The 13,340-nt window shown below is 63.8% G+C and carries 10 protein-coding genes; 4 read left to right on the top strand and 6 right to left on the bottom strand.

All coding sequences use genetic code 11. The features are described 5' to 3' along the window. Positions 1–151 precede the first annotated feature (151 nt). A complete protein-coding gene (aac(6'), locus tag ACP3TA_RS02400; protein ID WP_206196085.1) occupies positions 152–592 on the top strand; it encodes an aminoglycoside 6'-N-acetyltransferase in 441 nt (146 codons plus the stop codon). Here aac(6') and ACP3TA_RS02405 read toward each other — a convergent pair whose 3' ends face one another. After that, positions 593–1,309 (bottom strand): HPP family protein, encoded by a 717-nt coding sequence (locus ACP3TA_RS02405; RefSeq protein ID WP_033644544.1) that lies wholly within the window; start codon positions 1,307–1,309, stop codon positions 593–595. Positions 1,310–1,471: 162 nt separating this feature from the next. Between ACP3TA_RS02405 and yfcF the strand changes: the two genes are divergently transcribed. After that, positions 1,472–2,107 carry a glutathione transferase gene (yfcF, locus tag ACP3TA_RS02410; protein ID WP_033644542.1) on the top strand — a complete coding sequence of 212 codons (636 nt, stop codon included), beginning with the start codon at positions 1,472–1,474 and terminating at the stop codon, positions 2,105–2,107. Positions 2,108–2,180: 73 nt separating this feature from the next. Here the strand turns inward: yfcF and ACP3TA_RS02415 are convergent, their stop codons facing one another. Genes ACP3TA_RS02415 through ACP3TA_RS02425 form a run of 3 tightly spaced genes read right to left on the bottom strand, consistent with a single transcriptional unit; the run spans position 2,181 to position 6,213 of the window. Continuing rightward, entirely contained in the window at positions 2,181–3,422 is a 1,242-nt protein-coding gene (locus ACP3TA_RS02415) for an aromatic amino acid transport family protein (protein WP_004937169.1), read from the bottom strand. A 58-nt stretch (positions 3,423–3,480) separates the two neighbouring features. Then, complete coding sequence (locus tag ACP3TA_RS02420) at positions 3,481–4,935, bottom strand: NAD-dependent succinate-semialdehyde dehydrogenase (protein WP_142003138.1); 1,455 nt, start codon at positions 4,933–4,935, stop codon at positions 3,481–3,483. A gap of 12 nt (positions 4,936–4,947) precedes the next feature. Then, on the bottom strand, positions 4,948–6,213 hold the full coding sequence (locus tag ACP3TA_RS02425) for a 4-aminobutyrate--2-oxoglutarate transaminase (protein WP_060434610.1): 1,266 nt from the start codon (positions 6,211–6,213) through the stop codon (positions 4,948–4,950). A 121-nt stretch (positions 6,214–6,334) separates the two neighbouring features. Between ACP3TA_RS02425 and ACP3TA_RS02430 the strand changes: the two genes are divergently transcribed. Next, complete coding sequence (locus ACP3TA_RS02430; RefSeq protein WP_072626943.1) at positions 6,335–7,807, top strand: PLP-dependent aminotransferase family protein; 1,473 nt, start codon at positions 6,335–6,337, stop codon at positions 7,805–7,807. Positions 7,808–7,829: 22 nt separating this feature from the next. On the opposite strand, the gene ACP3TA_RS02435 is transcribed toward ACP3TA_RS02430, so the two are convergent. Continuing rightward, complete coding sequence (locus tag ACP3TA_RS02435) at positions 7,830–9,449, bottom strand: ABC-F family ATP-binding cassette domain-containing protein (RefSeq protein ID WP_426784493.1); 1,620 nt, start codon at positions 9,447–9,449, stop codon at positions 7,830–7,832. 424 nt (positions 9,450–9,873) lie between these two features. On the opposite strand from ACP3TA_RS02435, the gene ACP3TA_RS02440 reads away from it, so the two are divergent. After that, on the top strand, positions 9,874–11,895 hold the full coding sequence (locus tag ACP3TA_RS02440; protein ID WP_046687863.1) for an FAD-dependent oxidoreductase: 2,022 nt from the start codon (positions 9,874–9,876) through the stop codon (positions 11,893–11,895). A gap of 194 nt (positions 11,896–12,089) precedes the next feature. Here ACP3TA_RS02440 and rlmG read toward each other — a convergent pair whose 3' ends face one another. Then, positions 12,090–13,229 carry a 23S rRNA (guanine(1835)-N(2))-methyltransferase RlmG gene (gene rlmG, locus ACP3TA_RS02445; RefSeq protein ID WP_069100215.1) on the bottom strand — a complete coding sequence of 380 codons (1,140 nt, stop codon included), beginning with the start codon at positions 13,227–13,229 and terminating at the stop codon, positions 12,090–12,092. Positions 13,230–13,340: the final 111 nt, after the last annotated feature.

The raw sequence follows: 13,340 nt of genomic DNA on the forward strand, positions 1-13,340 counted from the left end.
CCGTACCCTATACTAACTTCGCTTAAAATATCAACACCCCTTTCATCCTAATGAAGGGCGCCCCTCGGCATAATGGCTTTTTTGTTTCCCGCTGCCGTGCCACACTTCCCTCTCGGCATTCCTGATTTATTCCGACTCATAAGGCCCCTGCATGATCGTCAACTGCGACCACGACAACCTTGATGCCTGGCTGGCGCTGCGCTCGGCGCTGTGGCCCACCTGCCTGCGGGAAGAACACCGCGCAGAAATGCGCGAAATATTGGCTTCGCCGCACCACACCGCGTTTATGGCGCGGGGGCTGGACGGCGCTTTCGTTGGCTTTGCCGAGGTCGCGCTGCGCTACGATTATGTCAAAGGCTGCGAATCGTCGCCGGTGGCGTTTTTGGAAGGGATTTATACCGTCGAACGCGCCCGCCGCCAGGGCTGGGCGGCGCGTTTGATCGCGCAGGTGCAGGAGTGGGCCAAGCAGCAGGGGTGCAGCGAGCTGGCGTCGGATACCGATATCGCCAATCTGGACTCCCAGCGCCTGCATGCGGCGCTGGGCTTTGAAGAAACGGAACGGGTGGTGTTTTACCGAAAAACGCTTGGCTGATCAGGCGGCCTTGCTTTGCCGCTGATGCGCCAGCTGCTCGGCGCGCAGCAGGATCTCCTGCAGATCGTCCTCGTCGATATCGAACAGATCCCCCTCCATCAGCGCCTCGTGCAGATCGGCGCGGGTGATGGCAACGGCATCGATCGGCAGATTGGTCGGCTTGGCCTCCGCCGGCGCCAGCGCGTGCGGGTAGCGCCGCCCGGCCAGGTTATTGAACAGAATGGCCAGCGCCGCCAGCAGCACCGAGTTCAGCAGCACCGGGTACAGCACAAAGTGATAGCCCATCTGGTGAATGCCGGGGCCGCCGAGGATGGCGGTCAGCGCCACCGCGCCGCCCGGCGGATGCAGGCAGCGCAGCTTGAACATCAGGCCGATGGCCACCGCCGCCGCCACGCCGCAGGCCAGGCCCGGATCGGGGATCAGCAGACCGGCGCTGACGCCCACCGTCGCCGCCAGCGCATTGCCGCCGACGATCGACCAGGGCTGCGCCAGCGGGCTGTTGGGCACGCCGAACAGCAGCACCGCCGAAGCGCCCATCGGCGCGATAAACCACAGGTTCACCTCACCCAAAATAAAGTGGCTGATCCAGCCGGCGAGCATCAGCCCCAAACCGGCGCCGACGCTGGAAATCAGCATCTCTCGCTTGCCCACCGCCAGCGGGTGCGGCCACAGGCGCGCAACTCCCACTCTTACCCGTTCTATCCACTGCGTCTTCATGTTACCCGATACGGCTCAATTCACGTGTTGGCAACAAATATATCACGTCGCGCCAGCGCCGCCGTCCGCCGCGTCATAAAAGAACTTTTAGGCTAACAGATTGATTTTTAGCCTCCCCTCGACAATGATGAATGTTCCCCCCTTAACCCCGAGGAACCGCCGATGTCTCAACCGATCATCGAACTTTACACCGACAGTGAATTTTTCAGCCCGTACGCCATGTCCGCCTTTGTCGTGCTGACGGAAAAAGGCATTCCGTTCACCGTGAAGCCGGTGGATCTGGCGAAAGAAGAGAACAAAGAGGCGGCCTACGCGGCGCTGTCGCTCACCCGCCGGGTGCCGACGTTGGCGATCGGCGAGTTCCAGCTCTCGGAGTCTTCGGCGATCGCCGAATACCTGGAAGACATCCACCCGGCCCACGCCGTATACCCGCGCGACGTGAAGCTGCGCGCCAAGGCGCGCGAGATCCAGGCCTGGCTGCGCAGCGATCTGCTGCCGATCCGCGCCGAGCGCTCGACCGAGGTGGTGTTCAACAACGGCAAGTTCCCGCCGCTGTCCGAAGCCGCGCAGGAGGCCGCGCGCAAGCTGATCGCCGCCGTGGAAAAGCTGCTGAGCCACGGGCAGGACAATCTGTTCAGGGAGTGGTGCATCGCCGACACCGATCTGGCGCTGATGCTCAACCGGCTGGTGATGCACGGCGATCCGGTGCCGGAGCGCGTGCGCCACTATGCGCACAAGCAGTGGCAGCGCCCGTCGGTGCAGGCCTGGCTGGCGTTGTCGGAAAAGCGGCGCGCGTGAGAAAAAAATCGGCGGCCACGACGCCGCCGTTCTCAATGCCGAGAAACAACATCACTGCTTGAGGGAAGGCAAATCACCATCCAGAGGGCAGATAGCCTAACAATGAAGCGATGGCGTACACCGCGCTGGCCAGGTACAGCAACACAATGCTGATCTGCAGCAGCGGATGCGTGATCCAGTTACACTGCCAGCGTGGGGTTTGGTCGCCGTGTTTGCGCGCGCCGCGCAGGATCAGCATCGGCATGATCGACAGGATCACCCCGCTGAACACCCCGGCGAAGTAGAGCGCGTTGACGAACGACACCAGCCCGCTGTAGGCCAGCGCGAACGGCGGCACCACCACCAGCAGCAGCACGCCGAAGCGGCGCAGCGGCAGCTCGTCGTTGCCCAGCCGGAACTTGTCGAAAATATTGGTCAGGAAGCTGCCGCCCAATCCCCAGTACGAGGTCAGCATCGCGCACAGCGCAAAGATGTTGGCGGAGAAGAACGCCCACTGCCCCAGCGCCTGGCCCCAGGAAATGGTGGCCACATCGGAGATGTCATCCAGCCCGCTGAGCGCAATCACCGACATCGGCACCGCCGCCAGCAAAATGAACGTCACCACCATGCCGACAATGATCGCCTTCGGCAGTTGCTCCGGTTTGTCGGCAAAGCCGCGCGCCATTTCCGGCACGATGTACTGCGCCGAGAAGCAGAACACCACCACGTTGAACACCGGCACCATATAGCGCCAGTCGCCGTCCAACAGGTTGCGCATCTGGGTGGTGTCTTTCAGCAGCGTCGCCGCCACCAGGGCGGTCAACATCACCACCATGCCGATGCTGATGAACTTCTCGCCGCGGCCAATCGCTTTCAAACCGAGGTACAGCACGCCGGCGGCGGGCACGAAGAACAGCAGGCTGCCCAGCGCCGGCGAGATGCCGAACAGCGATTGCAGCAGCTTGCCGCTGCCGGTCATGTAGGCGGTAAGCGCCCCGACGCTGTTGACGCACACCGAAGCGAACATCAGCCAGGCGCCCAGGCCGCCAACATAGCGCTTCGCCAGCCCGCTCAGCTGCAGATGTGCGCGGGTGCGCAGCGTGGATTCGGCGACGTACAGCATGGTGATGGTGGTCAGGCTCCCCACCAGCACCAGCCAGAACAGCAGCGGCAGGAAACCGGCCTTGCTGGAGGCGTAGGCGATGGAGAGCACCCCGGCGCCGATGTTGGTGCCGACGATCATCGCCACCCCTTCGAGGAAACTTAACGATTTGGCGGGTGCAGGTGCTCGCACCCCGGCGGCAAGCGCCGGAGAAACAGAGATATTATCAGACATGCATCATCCTTTATCGCCCGGCGACGCTGGCCGCCGGGATGGGTTAACGTCCTGACGCTCAACAGCTCACATCGATACACAGATATTTCAGCTCCAGATATTCTTCTATCCCGTAGCGCGATCCTTCACGCCCGAGCCCTGACTGTTTCACGCCGCCGAACGGCGCCACTTCGTTGGAAATCAGCCCGGTGTTGATGCCGACCATGCCGTACTCCAGCGCCTCCGGGACTCGCCATTGGCGCGCGGCGTTCTGCGTGAACAGGTAGGCGGCCAGGCCGAATTCGGTATCGTTGGCCATGGCGATGGCTTCCGCCTCGTCATGGAAGCGGAACAGCGGCGCCACCGGCCCGAAGGTCTCTTCTTTGGCGAAGCGCATCTTCTGCGTTACGCCGGTCACCACCGTCGGCTGGAAGAAAGTGCCGCCGAGCGCGTGCGGCTGGCCGCCGGTGGCGATCTGCGCCCCTTTGATCAACGCGTCGTCGATATGGCTCTGCACCTTCGCCACCGCATCGCTGTCGATCAGCGGCCCCTGGGTGGTGCCTTCGTGACTGCCATCGCCGACGTTCAACTGTTCGACCGCCGCCACCAGTTTCTCCGCCAGCCGCTCGTAGATGCCGTCCTGCACGTAGATGCGGTTAGCACAGACGCAGGTCTGGCCGCTGTTGCGGAACTTGGAGGCCATGATGCCCGCCACCGCCGCGTCCAGATTGGCGTCGTCGAACACGATGACCGGCGCATTGCCGCCCAGCTCCAGCGACAGTTTCTTGATGCTCGGCGCGCACTGCGCCATCAGGATGCGGCCGACCTCGGTCGAACCGGTAAAGCTCAGCTTGCGCACCACCGGGCTGTCGCACAGCACTTTGCCCACCTGCGCCGCTTCGCCAGTCACCACCTGCAACACGCCGGCGGGAATGCCGGCGTCCTGCGCCAGCTTGGCCAGCGCCAGCGCGGTCAGCGGCGTTTGCTCGGCCGGTTTGACGATGATGGCGCAGCCTGCCGCCAGCGCCGGCGCCACCTTGCGGGTGATCATCGCCGCCGGGAAATTCCACGGGGTGATGGCCGCGCACACGCCGATCGGCTGCTTCACCACCACCAGGCGCTGCGAAGCCTGCGGCGCCTGCAATACCGCGCCGTCCACCCGCTTGGCCTCTTCGGCGAACCAGGTGATGAACGACGCGGCGTAGGCCACTTCGCCGCGCGCTTCCGCCAGTGATTTACCCTGCTCGGCGGTCATCAGCTGCGCCAGATCTTCCTGCGCGGCCAACACCTTGTCGGCCCAGGCCAACAGCAGCGCGGAACGCTGCTTGGCGGTCAGCTGTTTCCACTCGTTTTGCGCCCGCTGCGCCGCCGCGATCGCCTGCTGGGTTTCCTCTTCGCTGACCAGCGGAATGCTGGCCAGTTCGACGCCGGTGGCCGGGTTGATCACCGCTTCACGTTTGCCGCTCAGGGCATCGCACCACTCGCCGTTGATCAGACACTGGCTGCGCAACAGCTCGGGATTATTCAATTTCATGCCGATCGCTCCTTAGTGGGCCAGCGCGCGGGACAGAATGCCCATCGCCTTGGTGAACTGATCGTCCGGGATGGTCAGCGGGTAGAGGAAGCGGATCACGTTGCCGTTCACGCCGCAGCTCAACAGCAGCAGCCCTTCCTCCATCGCCTTCTGCTGCACCTGACGGGTGATCTCCGCCGAAGGCTTGCCGGTAACCGGATCGTTGAACTCCACCGCCACCATCGATCCCTGCGCGCGCACATCGGCGATCGCCGGGCTGGTTTTGCGCGCCTGCTGGAGCACTTCCACCAGGTGCTGACCCAAGCGCTGAGCGCGCTGGCACAGCTGCTCTTCGTCGATCACGTCCAGCACCGCGTGCGCGGCGGCCACCGCCAGCGGGTTACCGGCATAGGTGCCGCCCAGCCCGCCCGGCGCCGGCGCGTCCATCACCTCGGCGCGGCCCGCCACCGCCGACAGCGGCATGCCGCCCGCCAGGCTTTTCGCCATGGTGATCAGATCCGGTTTAACGCTGTAGTGCTCCATAGCGAACAGTTTGCCGGTACGGGCGAAGCCGGTCTGCACTTCGTCGGCGATCAGCAGGATGCCGTGCTGGTCGCACAGCGCGCGCAGCGCCTGCATGAATTCGGCCGGCGCCACGTTGAAGCCGCCTTCGCCCTGCACCGGCTCCAGCACGATCGCCGCCACCTGCTTGGGATCGATATCCGCTTTAAACAGGCGATCCAGGCTGTTCATCGCGTCTTCGGTGGTCACGCCGTACAGCGCGTTCGGGTACTGGCCGTGAAACACCGAGCCGGGGAATGGGCCAAAGCCCAGTTTGTAAGGTGCCACTTTGCCGGTCAGCGCCATGGTCATATAAGTACGGCCGTGGAAACCACCGCCGAAGGTGATCAAGCCCGGACGGCCGGTGTAAGCGCGGGCGATCTTCACCGCGTTTTCCACCGCTTCCGCGCCGGTGGTGAAGAAAGCGGTTTTACACGGACCGGCGATCGGCGCGCGCTGGTTGATGCGCTCCGCCAAAGAAACATAGCTTTCGTAAGGAACGATCTGATAGGCGGTGTGGGTGAAGGCCTGCAGCTGCTTTTCAATCGCGGCGATCACCTTCGGGTGACGGTGCCCGGTGTTCAGCACGGCGATCCCCGAAGCAAAGTCGATCACTTCTTTGCCTTCCACATCCCACAGCGTGGCGTTCTCTGCGCGCTCGGCGTAAAAACCACACATCACGCCCACTCCGCGCGGGGTGGCGTCCTGACGGCGTTGGTTCAATTCTGCGTTTTTCATGCTGTTCTCTCCGGTCGGTGCCAGTTACACGTTTCGTTCACATTCGTGAAACAATGCCGTTTATTTACACAGGATGTGGCCCTATAATCGAGTGCCAGTTACGAATAATTGAGGGATCCAATTGCGCTCATTGAGTGGTGATCTGTTGCTGCAGCGCCTCGGCGAACAGCCCGATGACAAGCTGCACAAGCGGCTTTACAACGCGATCCGCACCAGCATTCTCGACGGCAGCCTGCCGCCCTCCAGCCGCCTGCCCGCCTCACGCGATCTGGCGCAGGAGCTCAGCCTGTCCCGCAACACCGTGTTAACCGTTTATGAACAACTGCTGGCGGAAGGCTACGTGTCGGCGCGCGCCGGCAGCGGCACCTTCGTCGCCGACACGGTGCCGGACAGCTGCCTCTCCACCGGCGGCGCCCCGGCGGACGGCAGCGGGCAACCGCGACGCGTCGAACTGTCGGCGCGCGGCGCCACGCTGCTGCACCACGCCAGCGCCAGCCCCAAACAGTGGGGGGCGTTCATTCCCGGCGTGCCTGACGTCAACGCCTTTCCCCATCAGCTGTTCAGCAAGATCCAGGCGCGCCTCAGCCGCCGCCCGACGCCGCAGCGGCTGACCTACAGCAATCAGGGCGGCAGCCCGGAGCTGCAGCATGCGTTGGTGGAGTATTTACGGGTGGCGCGCTCGGTGCGCTGTTCGCCGGAACAGATCCTGATCACCGAGGGCATCCATCAGGCGATCGATCTGGTGACGCGCATGTTGTGCAATCCGGGGGATGACGCCTGGATCGAAGAGCCGGGCTATTGGGGGATCCGCAATATCCTGCGCATCAATGCGCTGAACATCTGCCCGCTGGCGGTGGACGAAGCCGGGCTGGTGCCGCCGGAGCAGCCGACCAACCCGCCGCGGCTGATCTTCGTCACCCCGTCGCACCAGTATCCGCTCGGCTCGGTGATGAGCCTGGCGCGCCGCCAACGGCTGCTGGCGCTGGCGCGCAACGCCGGCGGTTGGATCGTCGAGGACGACTACGACAGCGAATTCCGCTTTTCCGGCCAACCGATCCCGGCGCTGCAAGGGCTGGAAGCCGACGCGCCGGTGATTTACATCGGCACCTTCAGCAAAACGCTCTACCCGGCGCTGCGCCTCGGCTATGTGGTGTTGCCGCCGCCACTGGTGCAGGCGCTGAAAACCGCCCACGCCGAGCTGTACCGCGGCGGGCACCTGCTGATCCAGAGCGCGCTGGCGGAGTTCATCCAGGCGGGGCACTACACCGCGCATATCCGCCGCATGCGGCTGCTGTACGCCCGGCGGCGCGCCTTCCTGACCGGCTTGATCGAACGGCACCTCGGCAAACAGGCGCTCAGCGAGTTCAACAGCAACGCCGGATTGCACCTGATCCTCAACCTGCCGGACGAGGCCGACGACGTGGCGATCGCCGCCGCCGCCGGCGCGCAAGGGGTGCTGGTGCGGCCGCTCTCGCGCTACTACATGCTGCCCAATCGGCGGCGCGGCCTGCTGATGGGTTTTGCCTGCGTGCCGGAAGAGCAGATGGCCGCCGCCTTTACCCAACTGCTGGCGTGCATCAACGCCCCGCACTAAGTCAGAGCGCCGCCCACCTGCCTCACCAGGCCTGAAGCCACCAGCCGTCCGCCTGTCGGTGCAGGCGGTGCGTCGGCCGCAGCGCCTGCAGGAAGTCTTCGTCGTGCGACACCACCATCATCGCGCCGGGGAAATCCGCCAGCGCGGTTTCAATCGCCAACGACGACGCCAGATCCAGGTGGTTGGTCGGCTCGTCGAGCAACAGCAGCTGCGCCGGTTGTCGCCGCCACAGCGCGCAGGCCAACGCTGCCTTCAGCCGTTCACCGCCGCTCAGCGAGCCCAGCGGCAACGCGATGCGATCCGCGCCAAGCTGCAACTGCGCCAGCCGGGTGCGCAACGCGCCTTCCGCCAACGGCGAATCCTGTAGCCCCAGATGCTCCATCACCGACAGGCCCGGGTCGAGCTGCGACAGGGTTTGATCGAGGTAGGCGGTCGACAGCGGACAATGACAATGGCCGGAAAGCGCCGCCAGCCGGCCGAGAATAGTCTTCAGCAAAGTGGATTTGCCGCAGCCGTTGGGGCCGGTCAACGCCACGCGCATCGGGCCGTCGATACGCAGATCGAGCGGCGGCGCACTGACGAACGGCAGCTGCAGCCGCTCGAGCACCAGCACCTGCTTGTTCGCGTTCACTTCGCTGCCCGGCAGCGCCAGCAACACCGGCTGTTCCTCTTCCACCCGCTGGTAGGCTTCGCGCACCGCCGCATCGAGGCTGTCGCGCCGATCCTGATGCTGTTTGCGCAGCGTGCCGAGGCTCTCTTTCGCCGCCGACTTGTAGGCCACCCGCTCGAAAGAGGCGATATTCAGCGTATCGACGACGCGCAGCGTTTGCGCCGAGCGCCGCTGGCTCATGTCGTGCTCTTTCTGTTGGCGGGCGCGGGTGCGGCGGCGCTCCTCGCGCGCATGCTCCAGTTCGGCGCGCGCCGCCTGCTGCTCCGTATCGCGCTGGCGCCGGTAGTCATCATAGTTGCCGCCGTAGCTGCGCAGCGCGCCGGGCGTCAGTTCGACGATGCGCTCCATGTGCGCCAGCAGCTGCCGGTCATGGCTGGCGATCAGCAACCCGCCCCGCCACTGATCCAGTTGCTGATACAGCCAGGCGCGCCCGACGCTGTCGAGGTGGTTGGTCGGTTCGTCCAGCAGCAGAAAATCCGCTTCGCCGAGCAAGGCGCCGCACAGCGCCGCGCGCATCCGCTCGCCGCCGCTCAGCGAACTGGCGGATCGCAACGGATCGAAGGCCGGCAGCCCGGCGGCGGCGAAGGCGTTTTGCAGGCGATCGTGGAGATCCCATCGCCCTTCCAGACGATCGATATCGTCCGCCAGCGGCCGTCCCTGCTCGAGACGCGCCAGCGCGGCGAACGCCTCGCCATAGCCCAACAGCTGGGCCAGCGTGGTGTCCGCGGCGATCTCCGGTTGCTGTGCAACGTAAGCTACTGCGGCCTGAGATTCGACGTGCCCGTTGCCCGGTTGATCCAGCCCGGCGATCAGGCGCAGCAGCTGGGTTTTGCCGACGCCGTTGCGCCCTACCAGGCCGCAGCGCTGCCGGTCGAAAGCAAGATCCAGCGGGCCGAACAGCGTTTCGCCGTCAGCAAATTGGCAGGTCAGTTGATGTAAAACGAAATAAGGGGACTGCGCTGAATGAGCCATAAGCACTCCTGAATGAGATCAAAATATCCCCACAGGGCGCGAGAGCGCACAGCGTGGGACACGATATCAACAGGTGTGGGTGTTCATTTTCGGTAATGGCTCCGCAGAGAGAAGGAATTTACAACGCGTAAAGGCTAACCGATCTTTTGTTCGTTATGCAAACAGAGTCTGAGATTCATGACATCTATCACATTCGGCGCAACGCAAATTCCCAAGCGGCGCGACAACGGCTAGATTTATCTCATCCGACCACTTGTATTCACATAATAATAACAGATGCTCATCCCCAATCGCTTTCAACCTGCAGCTAGGCGGCAAGTTCGGGCGTTCCCAGGAGCTTACTCAAGTAAGTGACTGGGGCGAGCGAACGCAGGCAACAACGCTGCAGGTTGAAAGAGGCGGGGGATGAACGATGGAGAGTGCAATGAGCAATTACCCTCACCTGCTGGCGCCGCTGGATCTCGGCTTCACCACCCTGAAAAACCGGGTGCTGATGGGATCGATGCATACCGGCCTGGAAGAGCTGCCCGACGGCCCGCAGCGCCTGGCCGCGTTCTATGCCGAGCGCGCCGCCGCTGGCGTGGCGCTGATCGTCACCGGCGGTATTGCCCCGAACGAACAGGGCGTGGTGTTTCGCGGCGGTTCGATCCTCAACAGCGAGGAGCAATTGCCTCACCACCGCCCGGTGACTGAAGCCGTCCACCGGGCGGGCGGCAAAATTGCGCTGCAGATCCTGCACACCGGCCGCTACAGCTATCAACCCAAGCTGGTGGCCCCTTCCGCGCTGCAGGCGCCGATCAACCCGTTTACGCCGAGCGCGCTCAGCGCAGCGGAGATCGAGCAGACTATCGCCGACTTCGCCCGCTGCGCGGCGCTGGCGCAGCAGGCCGGCTATGACGGCGTTGAGGTGATGGGATCCGAGGGTTATCTGATCAACCAATTCTTGACGACGCGCACCAATCAGCGCGACGACCAATGGGGCGGCAGCTTCACCAACCGCATGCGCTTCGCCGTCGAAACCGTCAGGGCAGTACGCCAGGCCGTGGGCCCGGAATTCATTCTGATCTACCGGCTGTCGATGCTCGATCTGGTGGAAGACGGCTCCAGCTGGCAGGAGATCGAGCAGCTGGCGCTGGCGGTCGAACAAGCAGGCGCCACGATCATCAATACCGGCATCGGCTGGCACGAAGCGCGCATCCCGACCATCGCCACCATGGTACCGCGCGCCGGATTCAGCTGGGTGACCCGCAAGCTGATGGGCAAGGTCAGCATCCCGCTGATCACCACCAACCGCATCAACGATCCGGCGGTGGCCGAGCAGGTGCTGGCGGACGGCTGCGCCGACATGGTGTCGATGGCGCGTCCGTTCCTCGCCGACGCCGCCTTTGTGCAGAAAGCCGCCGAGGGGCGCGCCGACGAGATCAATACCTGCATCGGTTGCAACCAGGCCTGCCTCGACCAGATCTTTGAAGGCAAGCTGACTTCCTGTCTGGTCAACCCGCGCGCCTGCCGTGAAACCGAAATGCCGCTGACGATGGCGGAAAAGCCGAAAAAACTGGCGGTGGTCGGTGCCGGCCCCGCCGGGCTGGCGTTTGCCACCACCGCCGCCAGCCGTGGTCATCAGGTAACGCTGTTCGACGCCGCCGAGCAGATCGGCGGCCAGTTCAACATCGCCAAGCAAATCCCCGGCAAGGAAGAATTCCATGAAACCCTGCGTTACTTCCGCCGTCAGCTGGCGCTGCGTGAAGTGACGGTCAAACTGGGCGCCAAAGTCGAGGCGGCGGATTTAAGCGAATTCGATGAGGTGATCCTCGCCTGCGGCATCGTGCCGCGCACCCCGGATATTCCCGGCATCGGGCACGCCAAGGTGCTGAGCTATCTGGATGTGCTGCGCGATAAAAAACCGGTCGGCCAGCGGGTGGCGATCATCGGCGCCGGCGGCATCGGCTTCGACACCGCCGAGTACCTTAGCCAGCACGGCGTCTCCAGCAGCCTGGATCAGGCGGAATTCAACCGCGAATGGGGCATCGACGGCCGCCTTGAACAGCGCGGCGGGCTGGCGGCGCAAGGCCCGCAGGCACCACGCGCCGCCCGGCAGATCTACCTGTTGCAGCGCAAAACCAGCAAGGTGGGCGAAGGCCTGGGGAAAACCACCGGTTGGATCCACCGCGCCAGCCTGGCGATGCGCGGCGTGAAGATGCTCAATAGCGTCAGCTATCGGCTGATCGACGACGAAGGGCTGCACATCACCCGCGCCGAGCAAGACAGCTGCCTGCCGGTGGACACGGTGGTCATTTGCGCCGGGCAGGAACCGCGCCGCGAACTGCAGCAGCCGCTGCTGGCGATGGGGAAAACCGTGCATCTGATCGGCGGCGCCGACGTGGCCGCCGAGCTGGACGCCCGCCGCGCGATCGATCAGGGCACGCGGCTGGCGATGGCGCTGTAAAAAAGGGGCGCATCGCGCCCCTGATATTGATGACAAACCTCATCCCTATGCCGGGGTGGCAGAGAGCAGCGAATAGAAAACAAGGAAAATCAATTTATTGATTTTCGGCTGATAACCACAAAGGGGGAAAAACCACGCTTTTTCCCCCTTTGTCTACAGCCTGAGGGGCGCATCGCGCCCCTTGTTATTCACGCTCAGCGACGCGCGCCGGATTTCACCGCTCGAAGGATCACGAACTTCTTGTTCGAGGCCACCAGCGTGCAGTTGCCGAACAGACGTTTGAGCTTCTGATGGTAGTCGAGGTGACGGTTGCCGACGATGCGCAGTTCGCCGCCCACTTGCAGGCAGCGCTTGGCGTCGCAGAACATCTGCCAGGCGGTGTGATCGGTAATGGCGTGTTGCTGGTGGAACGGCGGGTTGCACAGCACCGCCTGCACGCTTTCGCGCTCGATGCCCGCCAGCGCGTTGTTCACCTCAAACTGGCAGCGGTCCAGTTCTTGCGGCAGGTTGTGCTCCACGTTCAGCTCGCTGGAGGCCACCGCCATGTAGGATTCATCGACGAAAGTCACCTGCGCGTCCGGATTCTGCGCCAGCGCCGTCAGGCCAATCACGCCGTTGCCGCAGCCCAGATCGACGATATGGCCGTTCAGGCCGCGCGGCAGATGATCCAGGAACAGGCGCGCGCCAATATCCAGGCTGCCGCGCGAGAAGACGTTGGCGTGGTTGTGGATCAGCCAATCGGTGCCGTCCAGCGTCCAGTTGGTGGTTTCCGCCGCCGCCGGCGGGACGATGTCCGCCGCCTGGCAGAAAATCAGGCGCGCCTTCTTCCACGCCAGGCTGGTGCGCGTCGGGCCCAGCACCTTTTCAAACAGCTGCATCGTCGAGGTGTGCACGTCGCGCGCTTTGGCGCCGGCAACGATCAGCGTGTCTTCGGTCACGACGTGGCGCAGCGCGCGCAGCTGCTGTTCCAGCAGCGCCAGCGCTTTCGGCACGCGAATCAGCACCACCGCCGGCGCCGCCGGCAGCTCGGCCAGGCTGTCCAACAGTGTGACCTGCTCAGGATCCAGACCGTTGAGCTTGAGGTTGTGACGCGTCGCCAGCTGGCTCATGTAGGAGTCGCTGACGCTGTAAGGGCGATGCACGTGCAGCGCACAGGCTAGGGTGCCGAAGTTATCGTTGAAAATCAGCACCGGGCGGCCACCGATATCTACGTTTTCAAGCTGTTGCAGCAGATATTCGTCCGCCGCTTCCCACGCCTGCAGTTGGGTGGATTCTTCCTGTTGGGGATAACGCTCCAGCTCAAGTTGCTGTGTTCCCAGATCGAGTTGGCTCATTGCCCCTCCTGACTGATAAAATTTGGGCTGTTTATCCCCTAAAAACGCCCGTCAGTAAAATGTTTTTTCGGATAAATTGCGTATTGCGCCGCGTATCTGAAAACCTGCGCC

Origin of the sequence: Serratia sp. 2C06 (assembly GCF_050037615.1) — a bacterium.
Taxonomy (GTDB): Bacteria; Pseudomonadota; Gammaproteobacteria; order Enterobacterales; family Enterobacteriaceae; genus Serratia; species Serratia ureilytica.